The sequence below is a fragment of the Actinomycetospora soli genome, from assembly GCF_021026295.1.
Classification (GTDB): Bacteria; Actinomycetota; Actinomycetes; order Mycobacteriales; family Pseudonocardiaceae; genus Actinomycetospora; species Actinomycetospora soli.
Genome location: NZ_JAJNDA010000040.1, coordinates 1 through 26354 on the forward strand (window position 1 = coordinate 1; position 26354 = coordinate 26354).

The window sequence follows — 26354 nt, forward strand, 5'->3', positions numbered from 1 at the left end:
CCGCGTGAGCTTCCCGCCCTTCGACATCCGCTGCCTCCCGGTAGTGATGGCCCGACCCGAACCCGAACCAACACCAGGAGCACCCCGATGACCGAGCCCGGATCAACCGCTACCGGCACTTACTAGGGCGATCCAGCGCCGGTCCGGCCGCGAATGTGCACAGGCCGGACGAACGCGCACCAGAAGGCACGATCCGGATTGCAGTACGACTCCCCCACTCTCGAGAAGGAGCACTGACGTGGACGGCATGACCATGACCATGGGCGCCAACCTGCCCGCGTGGGTCGGACCGCTGGCCTGGACCTACGTCGTCCTGTCGATCGTCTCGGCTGTGATCATCACCGTCGACATCGTCGTCCGGGGACGTGGACGGACCTCGAGGGCCATGGCCGTCGTGTGGCCGATCACCGCGCTCTACCTGGGGCCCTTCGCGCTGCCGGCCTACGTCCGGTACGGGCGGGCGACGGCGAGCGCGACCACAGGGCGGGACGGCACGGCGACCCTGCACCTCGGCCTGCCCGGCGGTGCGGCCTCCGTGGTCGCGCACCTGATCGGCGTGCCGCTCGTCCTGGTGACCGGATGGACCATCGCCGGGCTCGACATGTGGGCGATGATCGCGGTGATCGCCGTCCTCGCCCTGGGGCTGCTGTTCCTGTTCGAGTACACCTCCCGGGCGGCCGTGGGTGCACTCGGCCGCGGCCGGAACACCCTGCTCCGCGCGGGCGCCGTCGCCCTCGCCACCATCGTCGCGTTCGACCTCGGGATGGTCGGGTGGATGGTCGTGCTCCACCTCGGCGCGCTCATGCCGCCGGCGGACGACGTCAGCTTCGTCTTCCTCATGCAGATCGGCGTCGTGATCGGGCTGGCCACCGCCTTCCCTCTGATCAGCGCCCTCGCGCGTCGCGTGAACGCGACAGCCGCCCACTGACTCCGTTCCTCGGTCTCGCCCCGTGCCCGGCGCGGGCGAACAGCCAAGCACTGTCAGCTTGCTGCAGGGGTGTGCGCACCGGGAGCGACGCTCCCGGTACCGTCGGTGACATCCCGACGTGATCATGCGTGAGCAGGGACCGATCAGTGCGAGGAGGCCCCCGGTGGAGGCTGCGTTGGCGAACTCCCGAGTCGCCCCGCGCTGGCCCGCCGTTATCGCTGCCGCGCTGACGCTCGCCACGGCGGTCACCTTCGACGTCCTCGGCGAGGCCGAGGCCGTGCACACGCTGTGGGTCGGGCTTGCCGCGCTCGCTGTCGCCTCGGCCCGCCTGCTGCGCTGGGGACAGCAACACCGCGTCCTGGTCGCGGCCCTGAGCGCGCTGGTGGTCGGCCAGCCGGCCGTGCACCTGGCCGACGAGGCGTGGCACCAGCAGGTCGTCGCGCTGGGCGAGGGCCAGCACCAAGCCACCCACGTCGTCCTTCTCGTGATCCATCTCGGGATCGCCGGCCTCGTCGCGGCCGGGGTGTCGGTCTCGGACATCCTGCTTCTGGCGCTCGCCGAGACGCTGACGGCGACCGTGCGCGTGCTGGCCTCGCTCCTCCCCCTCCCGGTCCGCCACCGCGCACCTCGAGCCTGTGTGGTCACCCTGGGCCCGGTCGGTGAGCTCAGCGACTGGGTTGATTACGCGGTCCGCCGAGGGCCGCCCCGCGTGGCGATCGCCGGGGACTGACGAGGCGCCGCTGCGGCAGGCGCCCACAGGCGACCCCGGCGGATGCCACGCGGCTGCTCCCCCGCCGCCGTCGCCCATGTCTCGCCCTTGCCGCTACGCACGCGCGGTGACCCCGCGGGGTGCCTCGCGCACCCTTCCCCGCGCGCTCTCGTCCCTCCGGCTCTGTCCGTCGACCGGAGCGTTTCGTGCGGTGCGGCTGTCTTGGAAGGCTCCCCGTGATCCACGAGTCAGTCGTCGACGCCATCGGCCACACGCCGCTGGTCAAGCTGTCCCGCTGCTTCCCCCAAGCCGACCTCGAGGTTCTCGCGAAGCTCGAGATGCTCAACCCGTGCGGCTCGATGAAGGACCGTCCCGCCCGGCGGATCGTCGAGCACGGCCTGGCCACCGGCGACCTCGTTCCCGGCATGCGTCTGGTCGAGAGCACCTCGGGCAATCTCGGTGTCGCCCTGGCCGCTGTCGCCCGCGTCCACGGGTTGAAGTTCACCGCCGTCGTCGACCCGAACACGACCACCGCGAATCTCGATCTCCTCGCCGTCCACGGCGCCGAGGTCGACATGGTCACCGAGCTCGACTCTTCTGGCGGCTACCTCCACACCCGAATCGGCCGCGCCCGCGAACTCGCTGCTTCCCCCGGCACTGTCTGGGTCAACCAGTACGCCAACACCCACAACCCGGCCGCCTACCGCGACACCCTGGCCGTCGAGATCCTCGACGCGGTCGAGGGACCTATCGACGTCCTCGTCGCCGCAGTCTCGACCACCGGCTCGCTGCAGGGCATCGCGCGCCGCCTGCGCACCCGCCACCCGGGCATCCGGATCGTCGCGGTCGACGCCGTGGGCTCGGTCATCTTCGGCGGACGCCCCGGCCCCCGGAGCATCCCGGGCTTCGGCGCCAGCCGCGTCCCGGAGCTGCTCTCCCGCGACGAGATCGACCAGGTCGTGCCGATCGACGAGGACGCGACGAAGGCTGGGTGCCGCCGCCTCGTCGACACCGAGTCGATCCTCGCGGGCGGCTCCAGCGGCGCTGTCATCGCCGCGATCCAACGGCTCTCCCGGGAACGGGACCGGCCGGCCGGCCGGCCGCTCCGGGTCGTCACCGTGCTCCCCGACCGCGGCGAACGCTACCTCGACCAGATCTACGGACCGCTCATCGACCGCAGCAACCCGAGCCCCTGGTGGGCCGAGGATCTGCCGTCCTTCTCCGAAGAGGTCGAGCCGGAAGGGCCGGTCGCGGCGGGCCGGCGATGAACATGCCGCTCCTCGAGTACCTGCCGACCCGACCGATACGCCGTCCCCCCGAGCGGAGCGCCTCCACCCGCTTGGCGCCACCGCCCGGCGGAGACGGAACGTCCACCGGGAGGCATCGTCGAGCACCCGAACCGACCCGTCACAACGGGCCGTTGCTGTGGGTCGGGCAGGCGGTCAACACGACCGGGTTGATGATGCTCGTCCCGGTCATGCCGTTCTACGTCGAGCAACTCGGCGTTCAGGGAACTGCGGCCGCCTCGACGTGGGCCGGGGTCGCCATCGCAGCGCCGGCGTTGGCCCTGACGGCGGTCACCCCGCTGTGGGGCAGGGTGGGCGACCGCATCGGCCGCAAGTGGATGGTGGTGCGCGCGCTCCTGGGCCTGGCCCTCGCAATGGTGGTGATGGCGTTTGCGTCGAGTCCCCTCCTCCTCGTCGTCGGACGCCTGCTTCAGGGCACGCTTGGTGGCGTCGTCGAAGCCGCCGCAGCGTTCGTCGGAGCCGTGGGCCCCCGCAAGGGTCGGGGCGAGGCGCTCGGAAAGTCCTTCAGCGCGACGGCGACGGGCTCCCTACTCGGGCCCTTGGTCGGCGGCGCCCTAGTCGGCAGCTCCGCTCTTCCGCAGTTCATGCTCGTGGTCGCCGGATGCGCGGCCGTCGCGGCCGCCGGATGCGCAGTCGGGCTACGTGAGCCCACGCCACAGGAAGATCAACCGACGCCTGCGGACTCGCACCGGGGGCAGGCCCGCGCATCAAGAGTCCGGTGGCGGTCGCTGCCGTCATCCGCAGCCGTCGCCGGCGCAGCGGCGTGCGCCTACTTCGCGATCTACGGGTTGATCCCCGTGTTCGCGGCACGAATTCAGGAGCTCGAGCCCGCACGCGCGGGCGAGTGGGTCGGAGCTCTGCACGCGACGATGTGGGGTGCCAGCCTCGCCGCCTCGACCTGGTGGGGCCGACGCAACGACCGGCTCGACCGGCCGATGGCGACCTTTGCTCTGGCCGCGACCGGATGCGCGATCGCCATCGCCTGCCAGGCGGTGATCACCGAGGCATGGTTGTTGGTGGGGCCACGTCTCCTGCTCGGAGTCTGTTTCGCCGCGATCGCACAATCGCTGTTCCTGCACGTCGGGCACCACGCGCACGAGGCCCGGCGCAGCGCCATGGTGGGGACCGCGAACAGCTTCCTGCTCCTCGGCCAGTCCTTGGGACCGCTGCTGGCCGGACCCGCGCTCGCGCTCACGCCTCCCTCGGCCGCCATCGTTGCGCTGGGCCTCGTCGGCGCCGTGGGCGCGCTGCTCGCGGCACGCGTAGCCCGCACACGGCCGGCAACGTCTCTCTGATCGCGCTTTCGAGTCTTCCGTGTTCTGTACCCCTCAGGTACAGACGCCGAGGCAACGCAGGAAACGGCATGTCTGCCCGAGGAGGACGACATCATCTCCGACATCGCCAGCTCGGCGTCGTGACTGGACGAGGCGAGTGAGCTCGGCGACCGCGCTCACTGGCGCGATCGGGAGCTCTGGGGACTGGTCGCTCCGGCGCAGCGCCTGACAGCGCGTCAGCGGATGGTCGATCGGCGCGCCGTCACACCAGCCAGTGGGTGGGGTTGGTGGGGTCGAAGGTGCGGGCGGCGTCGATGTAGGGGTCCATGGAGGCGCGGGAGCGCCAGCGGCCGTGGCGTTGGACGTCGCGCTCCGGGACGCCCGCGGCGATGGCCTCGGTGGCGAACCCGCGGCGCAGGCTGTGCCCGCCCCACAGCTCGGCGTCCTCGAGCCCGGCCGCGGTAGCGCGGCGTTTGACGATCTCGGCGACGCTGTTGCGGTGCAGTCCGCCGGCGCGGGGCCGGCGGCCGTAGCGGTCGATGCCGCGCCAGGCGGGGCCCTCGAGGATGCCGTGGGAGCCGAGCAGGTCCCGCCAGCGGATCCAGGCGGCACCGGCGTCGAGCAGCGTCGATTCACCACTGCCCTCCCCCACGGAGGCCTCAGGGGACGGTGCGGCGATGCCGATCGTGACACCGGTGCCGTGCTGGTCGGTCTTGGAGCGGGCCAGGTGCACGGAGAGGCCCTGCTCGGAGGGATGCAGGTCGGTCATCTGCAGCCGGGCGAGGTCGTCAGTTCGAAGGGCGGCCTTCCACCCGATCAGCAGCAGGGCATGGTCGCGGGCGTCGGCCAGCACCTCCTCGGGCCTCAGCAGCCGCAGGACCTCGACGAGCGGTTCTCGCCGGGCGGCGGCGCGGCGGCGGGTGGGGGCGACGCCGGGGTGGCGGCGGATGCCGGTGATCGTTCGCCGCACCGCTTCGGCCTGGACGGGGTTGTCGAGCTGCGCGGTCTGGTGAACCACCGAGATCGCGGCCAGGTAGCCGGACAACGTGCCTGGTCGCAGACCTTCCCGTTCGCACACCTGCCCGGCCACCACCGAGCTCGATGGGTCGGCTGTCACTTGCTGAAGACGACTGCACTAATTCGCGGAGTCAGGTGCACTGCCCGGTGTCCTGGCGGCTCCGGGCGGTGATAGAGGAGGACCGTCCTGTCCTCGGAGTCGCCCTCAGAATCGCGGTGTTCGCGGGGGCCATGAGCTGCTCAAGCCTTCTTGCGGCCGCTTCTGGACTCGCCACGCACGCAGCCTCTGGATATTTGCGGTTCGATACTTCATCTGCCTACTCGAGCGTTGTTGGCGATCCGATGAAGCGGTCGACGATGGTCGCGATGAGTGTGGCGACCTCGTCGTTGGGGTGGAGCGGGAGGACGATGTGGCTGATGGCCAGTCGTGTGGCCGTCTCGGCCGCGTGGCGGGCGGTGTCCGGGTCGACGTCGGGGCGCGCGGTCAGGATTGCTCCGGCGAGTCGTTGGCGGGCGGCGTTGATGACCGGGCCGGCGTCGCTGGTGAGCAGGGGTAGCAGTTCGTCGCGGCCTTCGGCGGTGAGGACGGCCTTGAGCAGTGGGTCGGCTGCGGCTGTTTCGAGGGTGTAGAGCACGGCCGCGCGCCATTGCCCGATGACGTCGTCGGCTTGGGTGAGGGCGTCCTCGACACCGGCGAGGAACTGTTCGGTGAGTCGTAGGACGAGGGCCTGGGCGAGTCCGTGCTTGTTGGTGAACGCGTTGTAGAGGGTCTGGCGGCTGACGCCGACGCGAGCGGCGACGGTCTGCATCTGGAGGCCGTCCCACCCGTGGGCGGCCACTTCCTCGGCGGCAGCGGACAAGGCGGCCTCGATGGTCTGTCGTCGTCCGCTGTCGTCCGGAGCCCTCACATCTGTGGAGTCTACTGATCTCGTCCAGAACTGGACACGAGGCGACTGTGCGTCTTGACACGTGGCGGCGCTGCGCCCATGGTGCGCTTATGGCTGATGTCCACTGGTGGGCCGTCCGAGTTCAGGTCCCTGGCTACCGCACCGCCGAGAGTTGGGTCGCCCGGTGAGCTCGGCCGCTGGGGCAGCCCGAGAAGCCGACGCCGCGTTGGAGCAGGGGTTGCTCGAGGTCCTCCTCAGCGATCACGGTGCGGCCGGGCCCTACGAGGCGTATCGGTGGCTGCGGGAGCGGGCGCCGCGGTTGCGGACCGGGTCCGGGCTGGTCGTCCTCTCCGGTTACGAGGACTGCGCGGCGGCGTTGCGGGATCGTGCGCTGGGCAAGGCCGACGAGTCGCTGGGCTTCGCCCTCGCGGCCGTGCCCGAGCAGCTGCAGCGCCGGGCGCTGCGGCGCTTCCGGCGCACCATGCTGTTCCGCAATCCCCCCGATCACGGACGTCTGCGCCGCCTCGTGGCGCAGGTATTCACCCCCCGCCACGTCGAGGAGCTCCGCCCGTCGGTCGTCGCGCGCATCGACGAGCTGCTCGACGGCTGGGCGGGTCGCGACGAGGTCGATGCGGTCGCCGACCTCGCGTTGCCGCTGCCGGTGGGCGTGATCGGCGATCTGCTGGGCGTGCCGGGATCGGACCTGGTGGCGACCGCACCGCGGGTGCGCGCTCTGGTGGCACCGCTGGAGCCCAGCGCCGACGTCGATGCCGTCCGCGAGGCCGCCGAGGCCGAGGACGAGCTGGCGGCCTACTTCGCCGACCTGCTCGAGGTGAAACGACGACGCCCGGATGACGACCTGCTCAGCCGGCTCGCGACCGCTCACGGCGACGACCGCCTCGACGACGACGAGATGGTCGGTACGGCGATCCTGCTCTTCGCCGCCGGTTTCGAGACGACCACCAACCTGGTGGGCAACGGCTTGGCCGCGCTGCTCGCGGCACCCGAGCAACGTCACCGCCTCGCCGGAGACCCCGGTCTGGTCGCGACCGCGGTCGATGAGCTGCTGCGATTCGACGCCCCGGTGCAGACCGACGGTCGCACCGCTCTCGCCGACACCCGTATCGGCGATCTGGACATCCCCGCCGGGCAGGTGGTGCTGCTCCTGCTCGGCGCCGCCAATCATGACCCTGCGGTCTTCACTCGACCGTCCGAGCTGGACGTGGGCCGGCGGGAGGCCCCACCGCTCTCGTTCGGGGGCGGCCTCCATTTCTGCCTGGGCGCCTCATTGGCCCGGCTGGAAGCCGCCGAGTTGTTCCCCCGGCTCCTGTCCCGCTTCCCCCACCTGACTCCCGCAGGGCCGCCGCGATGGCGACGCGCCCTGTCCTTCCGTGGACTCGACCAGCTTCCGCTGCGCCCAGGACGCGAAGATCCCGGCCGCGGATCGCTTGACTCGCCCGCGGCGGCGGTGGCGCGGTGACCGCGACGCTCACCCACTCCGTGTGGGACACCGAGGAACGCCGCGAGCTGCGGGCCCTGGTCCGCCGCTTCACCGAGCGGGAGATCGTCCCGTCGCTGCCGGAGTGGGAGGACGCCGGCGCGATGCCGCGGGAGCTGCACCGGCGGGCCGGGGAGCTGGGCCTGCTGGCGCTCGGCTTCCCGGAGGGCGCAGGCGGGGAGGGCGGGCACCTCGACTCGGCGATCGCCACCGAGGAGCTGATCCTCGCGGGCGGGTCGAGCGGGGTGGTCGCGGGCCTGTTCACCCACGGCATCGCCGCACCGCACATCGCGCTGCACGGCTCGCCGGAGCTGGTCGACCGCTTCGTGCGCCCGACCCTGCGCGGCGAGCTCATCGGCTCGCTCGGCATCACCGAGCCGGGCACCGGTTCGGACGTCGCCGCCGTCACCACCCGCGCCGTGCGCGACGGCGACGACTACGTGGTGACCGGAGCGAAGACCTTCATCACCTCCGGTACCCGCGCGGACTTCGTGACGACGGCGGTGCGCACCGGCGGCCCCGGCCATCGCGGGATCTCGCTGCTGGTCATCGAGACCGCCCGCCCCGGCGTGCACCGCACCGCGCTGCGCAAGATGGGCTGGCACTGCTCCGACACCGCCACGATCTCGCTCGACGAGGTCCGGGTCCCGGCGTCGAACCTCGTCGGGGCGGAGGGCAGCGGCTTCCGCCAGATCATGGAGCGGTTCGGGTCCGAGCGGCTCTCGCTCGCGGTCCAGGCGGCCGCCACCGCCCAGCGCTGCGTCGACCTGACGATCGCCTGGGCGCGGCAGCGCGAGACGTTCGGGGCGCCGCTGGCGACGCGGCAGGTCGTCCGGCACCGGATCGCTCAGATGGCGCGCCGGGCGACGGTCGCCCGGGTCTACGTGCGTGACGTGTTCCTGCGCTGGGAGGCCGGCGACGACGTCGTCACCGAGCTCGCGATGGCCAAGAACCAGGCCGTCGAGGCGTGCGACTGGGTGGTCGACCAGGCCGTCCAGCTCCACGGCGGTGCGGGCTACCTGCACGGGGTCGAGGTCGAGCGGCACTACCGCGACGCCCGCATCCTGGGCATCGGCGGCGGGACGAACGAGATCATGGACGAGGTCATCGCGTCGCGACTGGGGCTGGACGGCTGATGGTCACCTTCACCGAGGAGCACACCGCGTTCCGGAAGTCCGTCCGGGCGTTCGTCGAACGGGAGATCGACCCGTACGTCGACGCCTGGGAACGCGACGGCCGAATGCCCACCCACGAGCTGTTCGGCAAGCTCGGCGCGCTCGGCTGGCTGGGCCTCGAGTACGACGAGGCCTACGGCGGCCAGGGCGCCGACCACCGGTTCGCGGTGGTCCTCGCCGAGGAGATCGGGCGCTGCGACGCGGCCGGGGTCGGCATGGCGATCGCGGTGCAGACCGACATGGCGACGCCGTCGCTGCACCGCTTCGGCTCCGAGGACCTCAAGGCGCGCTACCTCGCGCCGGCGATCCGCGGCGAGATGGTCGCGGCGATCGCGGTGACCGAGCCCGACGCCGGGTCCGACGTCGCCGGCCTGCGCACCCGCGCCACCCGCGACGGGGACGACTGGGTCATCGACGGCGCCAAGCTCTACATCACCAACGGCGTCCAGGCCGACTGGCTGTGCCTGCTCGCCCGCACCTCCGACGAGGGCGGGGCGCGCGGGATGAGCCAGATCGTGGTGCCGACCGACACGCCGGGCCTGCGGGTCTCGCGGAAGCTCGACAAGCTCGGCAACCGCTGCTCGGACACCGCCGAGCTCGCCTTCGACGGCGTGCGGGTGCCGGTGGCGAACACGATCGGCACGATCGGTCGCGGCTTCCAGCAGCAGATGGCCCAGTTCCAGAACGAGCGGATGGTCGCCTGCTACGGACGGGTCGGGGCGTGCGAGCGCGCCCTGGACCGCACGCGCGACTACCTGAAGCAGCGCCGCGCCTTCGGCGGCACACTGATGGACAACCAGTACCTCGCCTACCAGCTCGCCGAGCTCTACGCGCGCGTCGACCTGTGCCGGCACTACAACTACGCCTGCGCCGAGGCCTACGAGCGGGGCGAGGACACCTCCCGGTTCGCGACGATCGCCAAGCTCGCGATCGGGCGGCTCTGCGAGGACGTCGCGCGCACCTGCCTGCAGTACCACGGCGGGATCGGCTACATGGAGGAGACGTGGACCGCCCGCTTCCTCCGTGACATGCGGATCACCTCCATCGGCGGCGGCGCCGACGAGGTGATGCTGCGCGTCATCGCCACGATGCACGGGATGTAGGGCGCTCACGGGGCTGCCCGGCCTCGCACCCGAGCCAGACTCGCGCAAGCAGAAATGGACACGCCTAGCATCTGCGTCTTGACGTTGACCCCGTTCACGTCCAGTATTCTTGTTCGACAGTCGTACTCTCGACCGAGGTTCGCGCGACGAGGGAGTCAGCGATGACCGAACACGTCACCCGCTCAGCCAGCGGCAATCCCGACCGTGCCTACGACGACGTGGACATCTCCTCCCGAGCGTTTTGGTCGACCTCGGCCGACGTGCGGGAGAAGACGTTCGCGCTGCTGCGCGAGCGGGGCACGGTCACCTGGCACCCGCCGTTCCAGGAGCAGCTGCTCGAGGACGAGCAGGACTTCGGGTTCTGGGCAGTCACCCGCTACGACGATCTCGTGGAGGTGACCAAGCGGCACCAGGACTTCCTGTCCGGGCCGGGCATTCTCATGGAGAACCTGCCGGCCGAGTTCGTCGAAGCCGGCCAGTCGATCATCGGGATGGACCCGCCCCGGCACACCAAGCTGCGTCGCCTGGTGGCGGCCGCCTTCACTCCCAAGCAGATGCGCCGGATCAACGACCGCATCCAGGCCAATGCGGTGAAGGTCGTCGACAACCTGATCGAGGCGTTGGAGCGCGACGGCGGCCGGACCGATTTCGTCGCCGAGTGCGCCGAGCTCCTGCCGATGCACAACATCAACGACATCATGGGTGTGCCCGACGGGCAGCGGCAGGAAGCCGCCCACCACATGAAGGTCGGGACCAGCTGGAACGACCCCGAGCTCGTCGGCGAGACCCGCGAAGAGGTCTTCACCGCGCTGTTCCAGGCGATGGCCTACATGCACACCCTGGCCGCGGAGCTGACCGGCCAGCGGCGGGAACACCCCACCGAGGACCTGATCACAGCCCTCGCGCAGGCCGAGATCGACGGGGAGCAGCTCACCGACCACGAGATCGGCGCGTTCTTCGTGCTGCTCACCATCGCCGGCAACGACACCACTCGGCAATCGACCAGCCACGGGTTGCTCGGGCTGACCGAGTTCCCCGAGCAGCGTTCGTGGTTGTTGGCCGACCTCGAGGGGCGGATGCCCGACGCGGTCGAGGAGATGGTGCGCTGGGCGACGCCGATCATGACCTTCCGGCGCACTGCGGCCCGCGACTGCGAGCTGGCCGGCCAGCAGATCACCGCGGGCGACAAGGTGGTCATGTTCTACAGCTCGGCCAACCGGGACGAGACCCGGATCGAGCGCCCCCACGAGTTCGATCTCTCCCGCCACCCGAACCCGCACATCAGCTTCGGCGGCGGCGGCATCCACCACTGCCTGGGCAACCAGCTCGCGCGGTTCCAGCTCAAGGCGCTGTTCACCGAGCTGCTCACCCGCGTGCCCGACCTCGTCGTCGGGGAGCCCGAACTGACCCCGGGCAACTTCTTCAACGTCGTCAAGCGCCTGCCCTGCTGGCGCCAGGGCTGATCGTCTCCCGATCCCCCCTTTTCGAGAGAGGGCCACCTCCCTGGAGGGAGGGGATGTCTCGAGGGGGAGAGGGGAGGAGGCGGTCCCGTGCCCCTCTCCCGTTCGGGCGATGGGACCGCTCTTCCCACCATGCTTTCCGAGTTCCGACGGTTCGACCGAGGGGTTCTGTCGTTATGGGTGTTTTCGCTGACGAAGCCGAGGTCTACGAGTACCTGGGCGGCATCTTCGAGGTCGCGACGAAGAAGGACGGGTTGGCCGACAAGCTGGCCGCGTCCGGTGTCGTGCTGCGGGTGTATTACACCGATCCGGAGGCCGTGGTGACCGTGGACATGGAGTCGCGGTCGGTGGAGACCGGGTCCGCGTCCACGGCGACCCCGACGGTGGAGCTGCACATGACCGCGGACACCGGCAACCGCTTCTGGCTGGGCAAGGTCAACCTGGCGATGGCGATGGCGAAGGGCACCGTGCGGGCCAAGGGACCGGTCCCGAAGCTGCTCAAGCTCATCCCGACCGCCAAGGAGCTGTTTCCCGAGTATCGCGCGATGGTCGCCGAACGCGGCCGCCACGACCTTCTCGAAGCCTGACACCCAAGACGCAGAGGGGAACCCGTGAAGACCAAGGCCGCAGTGCTCTGGGAGCTCGGAGGCAAGTGGGAGGTCGAAGAGGTCGATCTCGACCCTCCCGGCGCCGGGGAGGTGCTGGTGAAACTCGCCGCCAGCGGCTTGTGCCACTCCGATGAGCACCTCGTCACCGGCGACCTGCCGTTCCCGCTGCCGGTCGTCGGCGGCCACGAGGGTGCGGGCACGGTCGTCGAGGTCGGCAGCGGGGTCCTCGACATCGAGCCCGGCGACTCGGTCGTCCTCACCTTCCTGCCCTCGTGCGGACGGTGCTCCTACTGCGTGCGAGGCAAGACCAACCTCTGCGACCTCGGGGCCGCGCTGATGATGGGACCCCAACTCGACGGGACCCACCGATTCCACGCCCGCGGTGAGGACCTGGGCCAGATGTGCCTGCTCGGGACGTTCTCCGAGTACACCGTGGTCCCCACCGCGTCGGTGGTGAAGGTCGACCAGGGCACCGCCCTGGACAAAGCCGCCCTCGTCGGATGCGGTATCCCCACCGGCTACGGCAGCGCCGTGCGCACCGCGGAGGTTCGGGCCGGAGACACCGTGGTGGTGCTGGGCGCCGGCGGGATCGGCATGAACGCCGTCCAGGGCGCCCGCATCGCCGGGGCCCGCTACGTCGTCGCGGTCGACCCGGTGCCCTACAAGCGGGACCGCGCCATGGAGTTCGGCGCCACCCACGTCGCCGAGTCGGCCGACGCCGCCTGGGAGGTCGTCAGCAGACTGACCCGGGGGCAGCTCGCCGAGGCCTGCATCATCGCCACCGACGTCGCCGAAGGCTCCTACATCGCGCCGGCCCTGGCGCTGGTCGGGAAGGGCGGGCGGGTCGTCGTCACCGCCATCGGCCACCCGGAGGAGGAGACCATGACCGGGTCCCTGCTCGAGCTGACCCTCTACGAGAAGCAAATCCGCGGCGCCCTCTACGGGTCGTCCAACGCCCAGCACGACGTCCCGCGACTGCTGGAGCTCTACAACACCGGCCTGCTCAAACTCGACGAACTCATCACCCAGGAATACACCCTCGAAGACATCAATCAGGGCTACGAGGACATGCGAGAAGGCCGAAACATCCGCGGCCTCATCCGGTACTAAGCCAGGAACCGGCGAGAGAAGGACACGATGCTCGAAGTTCGGGTCGACTACAACCGCTGCACCGGGCACGGACTCTGCGAGCTGGAGGCCGAGGACGTCTTCGAAGTCGGCAGCGACGGCGTGGTGCACGTCCAGACCGACCACCCCGGCGAGGAGCACCGCGAGCAGATCAAGTCGGCCGCGGCGGTGTGTCCCACCGCCGCGCTGACTCTGCTGGGATGACCGAACCGCGAACCACGAGCACACCTCGACGGAGGCCGGGCATGGCGCGCTCAGCGACCGAGACCGATCCCGACCACGGATCGCCGCCGGCGGCGGGGGCCCGGGAGTTGACCCCGCACAGCGACCAATGCCTGGGCTGCGGCCCCGGCAACCCGGCCGGGATCGCCATGCGCGTCTTCCGTGAGGACGACGCCGTCTACTGCGACGTCGCCTTCGCCGACCGGCACGTCGGCGCACCCGGGCTCGCGCACGGCGGGGCGGTCGCGACCGCCTGCGACGACCTGTTCGGGTTCCTGCTCTACGTGGTCGGCGAGCCGGCCGTCACCGGCTCCCTGCAGGTCGACTACCACTCCCCCGCCGTCCTCGGCACCACCTACCGCATCCGGGCCCGACTCGAGCGCCGCGACGGCCGACGCCTGCACATGCACGCCACCGGCACCGACCCCAGCGACCGGCTCTGCTTCGAGGCCCGCGCCGTGTTCATCGTCGTCCCGCTCGCCCACTTCCAGCGCTACGGCTCCCCCGAGTCGATCACCCACGTCTTCGCCAACGCCTCGCCCGCACCGGCTGCGGACAGCAACGAACCCGACCCCGTGAAAGGTCAGCCCCCTCCATGACGACGACGGACGCGCACAGCTGGATCGGGGTCGAGGGCTACCCGCACCGCATGGCCGGGCACTGCGGCTCCGGGGCGCTGCGCGACCTGCTCGAGTGGGCCGGTCTTTCCTGGAGCGGCGAACCACTCAGCGAAGGCACCGTCTTCGGGCTCGGCGGCTCCCTGAGCTTCAGCTACCTGCGGGGACCAGGACTCGGCTCCCCGTTCTACCTCGTCGGCCGCGGCAGCGGGCTCACCGAGTCCCTGACTGCGCGCCTGGGCATCGCCGGGGCCGCCCAGGACACCGACGACCCCGACGAGGGCCGCGCCTGGCTGCATCGCGAACTCGACGCCGGCCGACCCCTGCTGTGCTGGGCGGACATGAGCGAGCTGCCCTACCTGCGGGTCCGCATGCAGATGAGCCGCCACGACATCGTCGTCACCGGCTACGAACCCGACGGCCACCAGGTCCGCGTGATCGACAACGACCGCGCCGAACCGCAGATCATCCCCGCCGCGGCCCTGGCTGCCGCCCGCAGCTCCACCGGCTTCCCCACCCCGACCCGACACACCTGCTACCCGATGCGCTTCCCCGACTCCCTGCCCGACCAGCGCGTCGCGGCCGCGAGCGCCTGCGCGCACGCCGCACAGTCCATGACCACCCCCGCCGACGACGACACCGTCACGACCCCCGGCGCGCACGCCGCCGGCCACGGACTCGACGGCGTCGCCACCTTCCTCGCCGACCTCGAGGCCTGGCCCGACGTCCTCGCCCGCACCGCGGAGACATCCGAGCAGGACCTGCACACCGCCCTGATCACCCTCGCCGTGTTCATCGAGAAAGCCGGAACCGGCGGCGGCCTGTTCCGCCGCCTCCAAGCACAGTTCCTCGCCGAACTCACCGACCTCGACGAGCGCGCCCGCCCCGCCGCCACGATCTACGACGAGCTCGCCGGTACCTGGTCAGCGCTCGCCGCCCGCGCCGGCGACAAGACCGCGTCCGCGACCACCCGCTGGCGCGACGTCCGAGACCGCGCCCGCCGCCTGCCAGAACTCGAGACCGACGGCGCACATCACCTCCGCGACCTCGCACGGGCCCTCACCGCCTGAGCACTCGCCGACCCACGCGGGGCCGGGGAACCGACCAGCCACCGCAGAGCCGAGGTCACCGACCACGTCGGCCGGCCACCGTTCACCCGCCCGCAAGCCAGGAATCGCCCCCTCTCGGCGGCCCGAGCCCTGTGGCGGACCAGGCACGGACAGGCCGACGAGGACACCGACGTCGATCGGGCGGCCACCAGCTGGCCCCCGACCGATCCCGCGCACGGTTGGCTCGTCGTGCGGCTCGAGTCCGGAGGAGTCGCGCGGCCCGATCTACTTCCATGGACACGGTTCTTCTGCATGTCCAGTCTTGACGGCAGCCTGGCCGCGAAGCATTCTGATGGCAGCCGCCTGCAGATGGCCCCGGGGCACGTCGCGTGCAGCCGCGCCCCCGTTCGACCCCCCTCAAATTCGTCGCACGAGACACCGCAGCAGGAGCCCACATGACCACGCTCACCCAGCATGCACGGCGCGCCGTTCGCGAACGGATGTCCTCGGCGCTGCTCGCGCCGCTACCGTCCGCGATCGATCGCCGCCTGCTCGACCGGGTGCGTCAGGCACCGGGCACGCCCCTCGCCGCGCCGCCGCCAGATTCGGGCCTGTCACCCGTTCCCGGCGATCAGGGCCTCCCGGGGCTCGGCCGCACGCTGGAGTACATCCGCTTCGGCTCCGCGTTCACCCGCGCGCGATTCGAGCGGTACGGCCCGGTCTCCTGGTCGGGTTTCCTGGGGGAGCAGGTCGTCCAGGTCGCCGGACCGGAGGCGACGCACACCGTGCTTACCAACGCCGACAAGGCCTTCTCGCAGGAGGGCTGGCGTTTCCTGATCGACAACTTCTTCCACCGCGGACTGATGCTCCTGGACTTCGACGAGCACCGCTTCCACCGCCGGGTGATGCAGGAAGCGTTCACCGCTGAACGCCTGAGGGGCTACACCGACGAGACCGTCGCCTGCGTGCGAGAGACGGTGCCGACGTGGCGGCAGGACGCGCCCATTCGGCTCTACCCTGCACTCAAGAGCCTCACGCTCGACGTCGCCACCCGGGTATTCATGAACGAGCGTCCCGGGCACGAGGCCGAGGAAGTCAACAAGGCCTTCGTGGACTGCGTTCGAGCTGCGAGCAGCATCGTGAAATGGGATGTCCCGGGCACGCGGTGGCACGCGGGCCTGCGCGGTCGCCGCGTCCTCGAACAGTATTTCCGGGCGAACGTCGCCGCCAAACGAGCCAGCGGCGGGGCGGACCTGTTCTCGGCGCTGTGCCAGGCCCGGACACCGGACGGTGAGACGTTCTCCGACGACGACGTCGTCAACCACATGATCTTCCTCATGATGGCAGCCCACGACACGTCCACCATCACGAGCTCCGCCGTCGCCTATCTGCTCGGCGCGAACCCGCAGTGGCAGGAACGGGCGCGCGCCGAGTCACTCGCCCTCGGAGACACCCCGCCCGACCGCGCAGCCCTGGAATCACTGGACACGCTCAATCGCGTGATCAAGGAATCCCTGCGACTGGTCGCGCCGGTGCCGGTGGTGATGCGCCGCACCGTGGCCGACACCGCCGTCTGCGGACGCTACATACCGGCCGGGCAACTCATCATGGTGGCCGGAGCGGTCAACCACTTCGATACGTCGTGCTGGAGCGAACCCGACACGTTCGACCCCGACCGCTTCGCGGAGCCCCGACGCGAGGACAAGACCCACCGCGACGCGTGGCTGCCCTTCGGCGGCGGCGTGCACAAGTGCATCGGCATGATCTTCGGGAGCCTCGAGGTGACCGCGATCATGCACGAGATGCTGCGCGCCCACCGGTGGAGCGTCGACCCCACATACCGCCCACGCTGGGACAACACCTCCCTCCCGGTCCCCGCCGACGGGCTGCCCCTGCGCCTGCGCCCACTGCACTGATCACCCCAATCGCCGCCGGCAACGACCCCTGGAGCAGCTACGTGACCCGCTCACCGTGGATGGACACCGACCTGGACGACTTCCGCGCCATGGCGCGGACGTTCTGCGAGAAGGAACTGGCCCCTCACCAGGAGCGCTGGGCCGCCCAGAAACAGGTCGACCGCGACCTGTGGACCCGCGCCGGCGAAGTCGGCCTGCTCTGCCTCTCGATTCCAGAGGAGTACGGCGGCGGAGGCGGAACCTTCGCCCACGAGGCGGTCCTTCTCGAGGAGCAGACCGCCGCCGGCGACAGCTGCTGGGGAGTCGCCCTGCACAACGCGATCGTCGCGCACTACGTGCTCGCCTACGGCACCGAGAGCCAGAAACGCTCCTGGTTGCCGAAGCTCGCCACCGGCGAATGGGTCGGCGCGATCGCCATGACCGAACCCGGCACGGGATCCGACCTGCAGAACATCACCACCCGGGCGCGCCGCGACGGCGAGGACTACGTCGTCTCCGGCTCCAAGACCTTCATCACCAACGGAGCTCAGGCCGACTTCGTGCTCGTCGCAGCGAAGACCGACCCTGACGCCGGCGCCCAAGGCGTCTCCCTGGTCGCAGTGGAGACCGCGCGAACCGGATTCAGCCGGGGCCGGGTCCTCGAGAAGGTCGGAATGAAGGGCCAGGACACCGCCGAGCTGAACTTCGCCGACGTCCTTGTGCCCGCAGGGAACCTCCTCGGCGAAGCAGAAGGCCAAGGCTTCGTCCAGCTCATGCAGCAGCTGCCCCAAGAACGTCTCCTCATCGGCATCACCTCGGTGGCGGTCATGGAGAGGGCTCTCGCGGAGACTCTCGCCTACACCAAGGAGCGGACCGCGTTCGGACGGGCGGTGTTCAACTTCCAGAACACCCGATTCACCCTCGCCGAGGCCGCGACCGAGGCCCGCATCTGCCGAGTCTTCCTCGACGACTGCATCCTCAAGCACCTCGACGGACAACTCGACATCCCGACAGTGGCGATGCTCAAGTGGTGGACCAGCGACCGGGCCATGCACGTCGTCGACCAGTGCGTCCAGTTGTTCGGAGGCTACGGGTACATGGCCGAGTACCCCATCGCCCGCCTGTGGACGGACCAGCGGGTGCAGCGAATCTACGGCGGCACCAACGAGATCATGAAGGAGATCATCTCGCGCACCCTCTGAACAGGTACGGCCCGCGGTCGTGACCCAGCACGGGCTGCGTCAGGATGGGCGAGTGCATGCCCAGGGAACGGCGGGGACCTACGGAGGGCGCAGCGCCGAGGCGCGCCGGATCGAACGCCGACTGCGCCTGCTGGCCGCCGCTCGTGAGGTCTGGGGCACGGACGGCTGGGCCGCGGTCACGATGCGCGGCGTGTGCGGACGCGCCGGACTCGTCGACCGGTACTTCTACGAGAACTTCTCCGATCGTGACGCTCTCCTGGGCACAGTGTGGGACCAGGAGCGGGACGCACTGATCTCCCAAGTCCGCGCGGCGTTCGTCGTCAACGCCGGCCGCGATCTCGTCGGTGCGCTCCGCACCGTCATCGGCGCCGTGGTCGAGCACCTGCGCAGCGACCCGGTGTGCGCGCGCATCGTGCTCGGCGACCACGCCGGTAGCGCGGTGCTCGAGCCTCGGCGCCGGAAGATGCTGCGCACCGTCGCAGACCTCTTGGTCGACACCGCTGGCCCACATCTGCCGCCCACGACCGACCCGGCCCGGCTCCGCATGAGTACCTTGCTGGGCGTCGGAGGGTTCGCTGAGATCGTCGCGGCCTGGAACGCCGGCGAACTCGACGTCGACGCCTCGGACATCACAGAACACGCCACGATGGTCGCCGCGCTGCTCGTCGAGGGCCACCAACCACGAGGGTAGGCCGCCGCGCCTGCCCAATGTCGGAAGTTCCGAGCCCGGAGCCCTACGTAGAGACGCGGGTTGTCGCTCTACGAAGCTACGGTTGGGATCGAGGTCCCTCGCGACCGCGACTCGAGCTTCGACCCGGTCATCGTCGGCAAGCGTCAGCGGCGCCTGGACGGCATCGACGAGATCGTCCTGTCGCTGACCGCTCGGGGCCTGACCACCGGCGGAGTCAGCGCCCACTTCGAGGAGGTCTACGGGGCCAAGGTCTCCAAGGACACCATCTCCAGGATCACCGACAAGGTCCTCGAAGACCTCGCCGAGTGGGGAGAACCGGCCGCTGGATGCAGCCAATCGCTATGTCAGCCAGTGGGTGGGGTTGGTGGGGTCGAAGGTGCGGGCGGCGTCGATGTAGGAGTCCATGGAGGCGCGGGAGCGCCAGCGGCCGTGGCGTTGGACGTCGCGTTCGGGGACGCCGGCGGCGATGGCTTCGGTGGCGAACCCGCGGCGCAGGCTGTGTCCGCCCCACAGCTGCGCGTCGTCGAGGCCGGCGGCGTTGGCGCGGCGTTTGATGATCTCGGCGATCGAGTTGCGGTGCAGCCCGCCGGCGCGGGGGCGGCGGCCGTAGCGGTCGATCCCGCGCCAGGCGGGGCCTTCGAGGATGCCGTGGGAGCCGAGGAGGTCCCGCCAGCGGGTCCAGGCGGCACCGGCGTCGAGCAGCGTCGACTCGTCGCTCCCCTCCCCTACCGTCGCCTCGGGTGACGGGGCGGCGATGCCGAGCGTGGTGCCGGCGCCGTGCTGGTCGGTCTTGGAGCGGGCCAGGTGGACCGAGAGGCCCTGCTCGGAGGGGTGCAGGTCGGCCATCTGCAGGCGGGCGAGGTCGTCGGTGCGCAGCGCCGCCTTCCACCCGACCAGCAACAGGGCGTGGTCGCGGGCGTCCGCGAGCACCTCCTCCGGCTTCAGCAGGCGCAGCACCTCGACCAGCGGCTCCCGGCGGGCGGCGGCGCGACGACGGGTCGGGGCGACGCCGGGGTGGCGCCGGATCCCGGTGATGGTGCGGCGCACGGCTTCGGCCTGGACGGGGTTGTCAACCTGGGCGGTCTGGTGCACCACCGAGATCGCCGCCAGATACCCGGACAACGTCCCTGGTCGCAGGCCCTCCCGCTCACACACCTGCCCGGCCACCACCGAGCTCGACGGATCGGCCGGGGTGGCCGGTCGCCAGATCGGGGCGAGGTCGGCCAGGAACCGGGCGACGGTGAGCGGGTCTGCCGGCAGCGCCCGCTCCCCCGCCGCCTGACACCACGACTCGAACCGGCGCCACTGCCGCTCGTAGGCCGACCAGGTGTTCGCCGCCCGGGCACCGCGGGCGTAGGACTCGGCGCGGGCGGTGAGCTCGTCGCGATGCTCGACGAGCTCCCCGGAATCGTCCTGAGAGAGCTCTGCGGCGGTCACCGGACCAGCGTCTCAGCCCCGGAAAGCCTCCGTCAGGAAGGCGCGCCGCGCCAACCGGGCAGATACGGCGGTTGTGCACGGTTGGCTCCCGCACGCGGCCGTCACCCCAGCAGCAGCGACTCCAGTGCGCTCCGGCGGTCGCCCTCGATGGGCACGGTCTTCTCGCTCGTACGGTCGATGAACACCTGCGTGAAGGTGCCCTCGAAGAACAGCTCCCCGTCGGCGCGGCGCATCCCGACCTCGAACCGCACGCTCGAGGTCCCGAGCTCACCGACGCGGAGCCCGACCGAGACGACGTCGGGAAATCCGGCCTGCGCCCGGTACTCGCAGTGCACCTGCTTGACCAGCCCGACGGTGTCGCCGTGGTGGGGATCGAGGCAGCCGTGCTCGATCATCCAGCGATTCACGACGCTGTCCATGATGTCGTGGTGCACCACGTTGTTGAGGTGCCCGTAGGCGTCGTCGTCGTTCCACCGGGTGGTGACGTCCTGCCAGTGGACGTAGTCGTCGTCGCTCACGCGGCCGATGTTCGGCGTTCGGCCATCGTCCGCAAACCACCTCCCGCGCGGGACGTCATTCGACCGACGCCTCCAGCCACTGCTCCTCGAGCTGCTCGCGCTCGGCGATCAGCGCCCGGAGCTCGGCGTCGAGGTCGAGCAGGCGGGTCGGGTCGTTGGCCGCGTCGGCGAGCAGCGTGTGCAGCTGCTTCTCGCGCGTGTCCAGCTTCTCGATCCGCCGCTCGATGCGCTGGATCTCCTTGCGGGCCGCACGCCTGTCCGCCTCCGACGAGCCGCCCGCTCCGCCGTGAGGGGAGGATCCGAGCGTTCTCGTGGCCTGAGGGTTCCCCTCACGCCGGGGGGCCGCGCCCGCCGTCTCCAGCTGCTGGTCCCGCCGGCGCAGGTACTCCTCGATCCCGCCGGGCAGGTCGGTGATCCGGCCGTCGCCGAAGAGCGCCACCACGCGGTCACACACCCGCTCGGTCAGGTAACGGTCGTGGCTGACGACGACGAGCGTGCCCGCCCAGCCGTCGAGGATGTCCTCGAGCTGCTGGAGGGTGTCCACGTCGAGGTCGTTCGTGGGCTCGTCGAGCATGAGGACGTTCGGCTCGGTCATCAGCAGGCGCACCAGCTGCAGGCGCCGGCGCTCGCCGCCGGAGAGGTCGGAGACCGGCGTCCACTGCTGCGCGGCCGTGAACCCGAACCGCTCGGCCAGCGCCGACGCGGTGTGCTCCCGTCCCCCGACGAACACCCGCTCCGCGACGTCCTCCACCGCCTGCAGCACCCGTCGGTGCAACGGCAGGTCGGAGAGGTCCTGCGAGAGGTGCGCCAGGCGCACGGTGGTGCCTTGGACCCGGTCCCCGCCGTCGAGGGCACGCTCGCCCGCGAGCGCGCGGAGCAGCGTCGTCTTGCCCGAGCCGTTGATCCCGACGATGCCGACCCGGTCGCCCGGGCCGATCCGCCAGGTCTGCCGGTCGACGATCGTGCGCGGCGGCTCGCTGGGCACCGTCAACGAGGCGTCCTCGAGCTCGATCACCGTGCGCCCGAGCCGGTGGCGGGCCATCGTCACCAGCTCGACCTGGTTGCGCGGCTCGGGGACGTCGGCGATCAGCGCCTCGGCGGCCTCGATGCGGTACCTCGGCTTGGACGTCCGCGCGGGCGGGCCGCGCCGCAGCCAGGCCAGTTCCTTGCGCGCGAGGTTGCGGCGGCGCTGCTCGGCCGCGTCGGCCAGCCGGGTCCGCTCGGCGCGGGCGTAGATCCAGTCGTTGTAGCCGCCCTCGAACTGCTCGACGCGGCCGTCGACGACCTCCCAGGTGCGGGAGGCGACGGTGTCCAGGAACCAGCGGTCGTGCGTCACGACGACGAGCGCGGTGCGCCGGGCCAGCAGGTGCGCGGCGAGCCAGCGCACGCCCTCGACGTCGAGGTGGTTGGTCGGCTCGTCGAGCACCAGCAGGTCGAGGTCCTGCACGAGCGCCGCGGCGAGCGCGATCCGCTGCCGCTCGCCGCCGGACAGGCCCTCGACGGAGGCGTCGAGCCCCCGGCCGCCGCCCGGCCTCAGGCCCTCGATGACGGTGCGGGAGCGGGCGTCCGCGGCCCACTCGTGATCGGGCACCTCGCCGCCGAGCACCGAGGCCCGCACGGTGGCGCCGGTCGGCTGCGACTGCTGGGTCACCGACGCCATCCGCAACCCGCGCACCGGGCTGACCCGCCCGTCGTCGGGAAGGAGACGCCCCGCGAGGATCGAGATCAGCGTCGACTTGCCCCCGCCGTTGCGCCCGACGACGCCGATCCGGTCGCCGGTCTCGACGCCGAGGGACACGCCGTCGAGCACGGGCTTCGGGCCGCCGAAGGAGATGGCGACGTTCTCGAGGTTGACCAGGTTGGGCACGGAGGCGCCTTTCAGGCGTACATGTTGGGGCCGGGATCCGGCGCGGGCGGGCCGCCGGGGCCGCGGGGCGGGCGGGCCGGGTCGCCGTCGACCACCCGCGCGCCGGGCACCGGACCGTGGGCGACGCGGACCGTGCGACACACCCCGGCGCCGGACAGCTCGGCGGCCACCCGCACCGCGGAGGGGCCGTCGGCGCACAGGAACACGCACGTCGGGCCGGAGCCGGAGACGACCCCGGCCAGGGCACCGGCCGACACGCCGGCCCGCAGCGTGCGCCGCAGCCCCGGGTCCAGGCTGACCGCCGCGGCCTGCAGGTCGTTGCCGAGCAGCAGCGCGAGCGACCGGGCCTCGCCGGACGCGACTGCCTCGAGCACCGGCTCGACGCTGCCGACCCGCTTGACCGGGCTCTCGGGCGTGGCCGCCGCCCGCAGCCGGTCCAGCTCGCCGAAGACGGTCGGGGTCGACAGCCCGTGGTCGGAGAGCGCGACCACCCAGTGGAAGGTGTGCCGCGAGAGGACCGGCACGAGGTTCTCGCCCCGACCGGTGCCGAGGGCCGTGCCGCCGTGCAGCGCGAAGGCGACGTCGCTGCCGACCCGGGCGGCGACCTCCATCAGCGCCTCCCGGCCCAGCTCGAGCCGCCACAGCGTCGACAGCGCGAGCAGGGTGCCCGCGGCGTCGGCGCTGCCCCCGGCCATCCCGCCCGCGACCGGGATCGCCTTGCGGATCCCGATCCGGACGTCGGGCTCCCGTCCCGCGACCTCGGCCAGGGCCTCGGCCGCCTTCCAGGCCAGGTTCGAGCCGTCGACGGGGATCGCCGCGCGGTCGGCCTCGGACACGTCGCCGAGCAGCTCGACGCCGGGCGCACCGGCGCCGATGCGGTCGACCGCCCGCCCCGCGTGGGTCGACACCACCGACACCTCGTCGACGAGGTTCAACGCCTGGAACACGGTGACGAGGTCGTGGTAGCCGTCGGCGCGCGAGTCGCCCACCGCGAGGTGGAGGTTGATCTTGGCCGGGACGCGGACGGTCACCGGGGGCCCGACGGCGGAGAGCACCCGACCAGGGTACGGAAGGCCCGCGGCCGGTTGCCTACGACCGGTCCCGGCCGGGAACCTCCCGGAACGGACACACGTTGGTGGGTTCGAGACCCCGGGATCCCCCGGGCCGCCCCGACACGAGGAGCCATGGACCCCAGTCACAGTCCCGACACCACCTGTCGTCGTCCTGACCAGGTGGTGGCCCACCGATGATCGGCACGATCCTCGGCATCCTCCTCGGCGTGGTGGTGGTCGTCCTCATCACCGCCGCGACCGGGTACTTCGTGGCGCAGGAGTTCGGCTACATGGCCGTCGACCGCGCCCGGCTGCGGGCCCGCGCCGCCGACGGCGACGCCGGCGCCGTGCGGGCGCTGGACATCACGCGCCGCACCTCGTTCATGCTCTCCGGCGCCCAGCTCGGCATCACCGTCACCGGCCTCCTCGTCGGGTACGTGGCCGAGCCGCTCATCGGTGACGGCGTGGGGCAGCTGCTCGGCGTCGCCGGCGTCCCGACCGCCGTCGGCGTCGCGATCGGCACCGTGTTCGCCCTGCTGCTCTCCACCGTGGTGCAGATGGTGTTCGGCGAGCTGTTCCCGAAGAACCTCGCGATCGCCCGGCCCGAGCCGGTCGCCCGCGCGCTCGCCCTCTCCACGAAGATCTACCTCGGCCTGTTCGGCTGGCTCATCCGGCTCTTCGACGCCGCCTCGAACGCGCTGCTCAAGGCGTTGCGGATCGAGCCGGTGCACGACGTCGAGCACTCCGCCACGCCGCGCGACCTCGAGGCGATCATCGACGACTCGCGCGACTCCGGGGACCTGCGCCCCGACCTCGCGGCGCTGCTGGACCGCTCGGTCGACTTCTCCGAGCGCACCGCGCGCGCCGCGATGATCCCGCGGCCGCGGGTCTCCTGGGTCCGCGCCGACGACACCGTCTCCGAGCTGACGCGCGTCATGGTCGGCGGGCACTCCCGCTACCCGGTCCTCGGCACGCCGCCGGACGTCGACGGCGACGCCGCCGGCACGGCACCGGACCTCGTCGGCGTCGTCTGCCTGCGCGACGTGCTCGCCTGGACCGGCTCCACCGACGCGCCGGTCTCCGAGCTCATGCGCGCCCCGGTCCTGGTCCCCTCGACGCTGCCGCTGCCGCAGGTCCTCGAGCAGTTGCGCGCCGAGGGCGAGGAGCTCGCCTGCGTCCTCGACGAGTACGGCGACCTCGCCGGCGTCATCACCGTCGAGGACGTCGCGGAGGAGCTCGTCGGCGAGATCACCGACGAGCACGACCCCGCGGACGCCGACCGCGCCCTCCCCGCCGGCGACGGCTGGGTGGTGCCGGGCGACCGGCACGTCGACGAGGTGTCCCGCCTCATCGACGCCGAGCTGCCCACCGGCGAGTACCAGACCGTCGCGGGCCTCGTCGTCGCCGAGCTCGCACGCCTGCCCGAGCCCGGGGACACCGTCGAGGTCACGATCGCCGACGACGACCCCGACGAACCCGACCGGACCCTGCGCGCCACCGTGCGGGCCGTCGACCGACGCGTCCCCTCCGAGGTCCACCTGCAGTGGCTCCCGGTCCCCGTCCCGGCCGACCAGGAGGTCTCCCGATGAGCGTCACGGCGATCGTCGTGTCGGTCCTGCTGATCGTCGCGTCGGCGTTCTTCGTCGCCGTCGAGTTCGCCCTCGTCGCGGCGCGGACCTACCGGCTCGAGGAGGAGGCGGCGCGCAGCGCGTCCGCCCGGGCGGCCCTGCGCAGCGCCCGCGACCTCTCGCTGCTGCTCGCCGGGTCGCAGCTCGGCATCACGCTCTGTGTGCTCGGCCTCGGCGCCGTGACGAAGCCCGCGGTCGACGAGGCACTGAACCCGCTGCTCACCGGCTGGGGCGTCCCGGCGGCCGTGGCGGGCGTGGCGTCATTCGTGATCTCGCTCGTCGTCGTGACCTTCCTGCACCTGGTGGTCGGCGAGATGGCCCCCAAGTCGTGGGCCATCGCCCACCCGGAGCGCTCGGCGATGCTGCTCGCCCTGCCCATGCGCGCGTTCATGGTCGTCACCCGGCCGCTGCTCGTGGTGCTCAACGGGGCCGCCAACCGCTGCCTCAAGGCCCTCGGCGTGGAGCCGGTGGACGAGATGGCCGGCGGCCGCGGGCCCGACGACCTGCGCGAGCTCGTCGACCACTCCGCGGAGACCGGCGCCCTCGACCCGGAACGGCGCGACCAGCTGCTCGCCGCGCTCGAACTCGAGCGCACGCCGGTGCGCGAGCTGGCGCGGGAGCCGGTCGGGGTCTCGGCCGACGACGACGTCACCGCCGTCCAGGCCCTCTCCCGCGACAGCGGGCACCTGCGCCTCGTGGTGTCCGACGGCGGGCGTCCCGTCGGCTACGTGCACGTGCGGGACACGCTGACCCGTCCGGCGTCGACCACGGCCCGGGAGGTCATGCGCCCGGTGCTGCGTCTCGACGCGGACACCCTGCTGCACGCCGCGGTCAACACCATGCGCGAGCAGCGGGCGCACCTGGCGCTGGTGGAGTCGGAGGGCCGCTCGCTCGGGCTGCTGACGCTCTCCGACCTCGTCGAGCGGCTGCTGCCGACGCCGGCCTGACACCGCCTCCGCCGAGCGGACGGCCCTCTCGCGTGTCTCGGGAGGGCCGTTCGACACCGGGGTGGCCCGCGCTCTGGGTGCTGCCGTGACCCAAGATCTCGCCGCGCGGAGCGATGTGGTCGCTGAGCGATCACC

24 protein-coding genes and 1 pseudogene are annotated in these 26354 nt (G+C 71.6%); 19 read left to right on the forward strand and 6 right to left on the reverse strand.

Going from position 1 to position 26354, the window contains the following annotated elements:
• Positions 1 to 247 precede the first annotated feature (247 nt).
• From LN037_RS30850 to LN037_RS30865, 4 genes are all read left to right on the forward strand, one after another.
• Positions 248 to 928 (forward strand): DUF4396 domain-containing protein, encoded by a 681-nt coding sequence (locus tag LN037_RS30850; RefSeq protein ID WP_230760776.1) that lies wholly within the window; start codon positions 248 to 250, stop codon positions 926 to 928.
• Positions 929 to 1091: 163 nt separating this feature from the next.
• Positions 1092 to 1658, forward strand: a complete 567-nt coding sequence (locus LN037_RS30855) for a hypothetical protein (protein ID WP_230760729.1) — start codon at positions 1092 to 1094, stop codon at positions 1656 to 1658.
• Between the two features lie 215 nt (positions 1659 to 1873).
• The gene (sbnA, locus tag LN037_RS30860) at positions 1874 to 2905 is read left to right on the forward strand and encodes a 2,3-diaminopropionate biosynthesis protein SbnA (RefSeq protein ID WP_230760731.1); all 1032 of its coding nucleotides are present in this window, start codon (positions 1874 to 1876) and stop codon (positions 2903 to 2905) included.
• A 152-nt stretch (positions 2906 to 3057) separates the two neighbouring features.
• Positions 3058 to 4239, forward strand: coding sequence for an MFS transporter (locus LN037_RS30865; RefSeq protein WP_230760734.1), 1182 nt, complete (start codon positions 3058 to 3060; stop codon positions 4237 to 4239).
• Between the two features lie 241 nt (positions 4240 to 4480).
• Here LN037_RS30865 and LN037_RS30870 read toward each other — a convergent pair whose 3' ends face one another.
• Both LN037_RS30870 and LN037_RS30875 read right to left on the reverse strand, forming a co-directional pair.
• Complete coding sequence (locus LN037_RS30870; RefSeq protein ID WP_230760736.1) at positions 4481 to 5263, reverse strand: tyrosine-type recombinase/integrase; 783 nt, start codon at positions 5261 to 5263, stop codon at positions 4481 to 4483.
• A 289-nt stretch (positions 5264 to 5552) separates the two neighbouring features.
• On the reverse strand, positions 5553 to 6143 hold the full coding sequence (locus LN037_RS30875; protein WP_230760738.1) for a TetR/AcrR family transcriptional regulator: 591 nt from the start codon (positions 6141 to 6143) through the stop codon (positions 5553 to 5555).
• A gap of 412 nt (positions 6144 to 6555) precedes the next feature.
• On the opposite strand from LN037_RS30875, the gene LN037_RS33980 reads away from it, so the two are divergent.
• The 13 genes and pseudogenes from LN037_RS33980 to LN037_RS30940 form a co-directional block, all read left to right on the forward strand.
• Entirely contained in the window at positions 6556 to 7602 is a 1047-nt protein-coding gene (locus tag LN037_RS33980; RefSeq protein WP_230760740.1) for a cytochrome P450, read from the forward strand.
• Positions 7599 to 8756, forward strand: a complete 1158-nt coding sequence (locus LN037_RS30885; protein ID WP_230760742.1) for an acyl-CoA dehydrogenase family protein — start codon at positions 7599 to 7601, stop codon at positions 8754 to 8756. The genes LN037_RS33980 and LN037_RS30885 overlap by 4 nt, the downstream gene beginning before the upstream one ends.
• The gene (locus LN037_RS30890; RefSeq protein WP_230760744.1) at positions 8756 to 9898 is read left to right on the forward strand and encodes an acyl-CoA dehydrogenase family protein; all 1143 of its coding nucleotides are present in this window, start codon (positions 8756 to 8758) and stop codon (positions 9896 to 9898) included. The genes LN037_RS30885 and LN037_RS30890 overlap by 1 nt, the downstream gene beginning before the upstream one ends.
• Before the next feature lie 161 nt (positions 9899 to 10059).
• Positions 10060 to 11361 (forward strand): cytochrome P450, encoded by a 1302-nt coding sequence (locus LN037_RS30895; RefSeq protein WP_230760746.1) that lies wholly within the window; start codon positions 10060 to 10062, stop codon positions 11359 to 11361.
• Between the two features lie 173 nt (positions 11362 to 11534).
• Entirely contained in the window at positions 11535 to 11945 is a 411-nt protein-coding gene (locus LN037_RS30900) for an SCP2 sterol-binding domain-containing protein (RefSeq protein WP_230760749.1), read from the forward strand.
• A 24-nt stretch (positions 11946 to 11969) separates the two neighbouring features.
• Entirely contained in the window at positions 11970 to 13076 is a 1107-nt protein-coding gene (locus tag LN037_RS30905; RefSeq protein WP_230760750.1) for an NDMA-dependent alcohol dehydrogenase, read from the forward strand.
• 27 nt (positions 13077 to 13103) lie between these two features.
• Positions 13104 to 13298 carry a ferredoxin gene (locus LN037_RS30910; RefSeq protein WP_230760752.1) on the forward strand — a complete coding sequence of 65 codons (195 nt, stop codon included), beginning with the start codon at positions 13104 to 13106 and terminating at the stop codon, positions 13296 to 13298.
• 41 nt (positions 13299 to 13339) lie between these two features.
• Positions 13340 to 13915 (forward strand): PaaI family thioesterase, encoded by a 576-nt coding sequence (locus LN037_RS30915; protein WP_230760754.1) that lies wholly within the window; start codon positions 13340 to 13342, stop codon positions 13913 to 13915.
• Positions 13912 to 15003: a BtrH N-terminal domain-containing protein gene (locus LN037_RS30920; protein ID WP_230760756.1), complete on the forward strand. Its 1092-nt coding sequence runs from the start codon at positions 13912 to 13914 to the stop codon at positions 15001 to 15003. Before LN037_RS30915 ends, LN037_RS30920 begins: the two co-directional genes overlap by 4 nt.
• Before the next feature lie 434 nt (positions 15004 to 15437).
• Positions 15438 to 16898, forward strand: a complete 1461-nt coding sequence (locus LN037_RS30925) for a cytochrome P450 (protein ID WP_230760758.1) — start codon at positions 15438 to 15440, stop codon at positions 16896 to 16898.
• 59 nt (positions 16899 to 16957) lie between these two features.
• The gene (locus tag LN037_RS30930) at positions 16958 to 18079 is read left to right on the forward strand and encodes an acyl-CoA dehydrogenase family protein (protein ID WP_230760760.1); all 1122 of its coding nucleotides are present in this window, start codon (positions 16958 to 16960) and stop codon (positions 18077 to 18079) included.
• A gap of 19 nt (positions 18080 to 18098) precedes the next feature.
• Positions 18099 to 18770, forward strand: a complete 672-nt coding sequence (locus tag LN037_RS30935; RefSeq protein WP_230760762.1) for a TetR/AcrR family transcriptional regulator — start codon at positions 18099 to 18101, stop codon at positions 18768 to 18770.
• 81 nt (positions 18771 to 18851) lie between these two features.
• Positions 18852 to 19079: pseudogene (locus LN037_RS30940) on the forward strand (transposase); the annotation flags it as partial.
• A 30-nt stretch (positions 19080 to 19109) separates the two neighbouring features.
• On the opposite strand, the gene LN037_RS33060 reads toward LN037_RS30940, so the two are convergent.
• From LN037_RS33060 to LN037_RS30960, 4 genes are all read right to left on the reverse strand, one after another.
• A complete protein-coding gene (locus tag LN037_RS33060; RefSeq protein ID WP_230760764.1) occupies positions 19110 to 20207 on the reverse strand; it encodes a tyrosine-type recombinase/integrase in 1098 nt (365 codons plus the stop codon).
• Positions 20208 to 20308: 101 nt separating this feature from the next.
• On the reverse strand, positions 20309 to 20725 hold the full coding sequence (locus tag LN037_RS30950) for an acyl-CoA thioesterase (protein ID WP_230760766.1): 417 nt from the start codon (positions 20723 to 20725) through the stop codon (positions 20309 to 20311).
• A 55-nt stretch (positions 20726 to 20780) separates the two neighbouring features.
• Positions 20781 to 22592 carry an ABC-F family ATP-binding cassette domain-containing protein gene (locus tag LN037_RS30955; protein WP_230760768.1) on the reverse strand — a complete coding sequence of 604 codons (1812 nt, stop codon included), beginning with the start codon at positions 22590 to 22592 and terminating at the stop codon, positions 20781 to 20783.
• An 11-nt stretch (positions 22593 to 22603) separates the two neighbouring features.
• Positions 22604 to 23647 carry a 4-(cytidine 5'-diphospho)-2-C-methyl-D-erythritol kinase gene (locus tag LN037_RS30960; protein ID WP_230760770.1) on the reverse strand — a complete coding sequence of 348 codons (1044 nt, stop codon included), beginning with the start codon at positions 23645 to 23647 and terminating at the stop codon, positions 22604 to 22606.
• Positions 23648 to 23838: 191 nt separating this feature from the next.
• Here LN037_RS30960 and LN037_RS30965 point away from each other — a divergent pair, with 191 nt between their 5' ends.
• The gene (locus LN037_RS30965; RefSeq protein WP_230760772.1) at positions 23839 to 25233 is read left to right on the forward strand and encodes a hemolysin family protein; all 1395 of its coding nucleotides are present in this window, start codon (positions 23839 to 23841) and stop codon (positions 25231 to 25233) included.
• Positions 25230 to 26219 (forward strand): hemolysin family protein, encoded by a 990-nt coding sequence (locus LN037_RS30970; RefSeq protein ID WP_230760774.1) that lies wholly within the window; start codon positions 25230 to 25232, stop codon positions 26217 to 26219. Before LN037_RS30965 ends, LN037_RS30970 begins: the two co-directional genes overlap by 4 nt.
• Positions 26220 to 26354 lie beyond the last annotated feature (135 nt).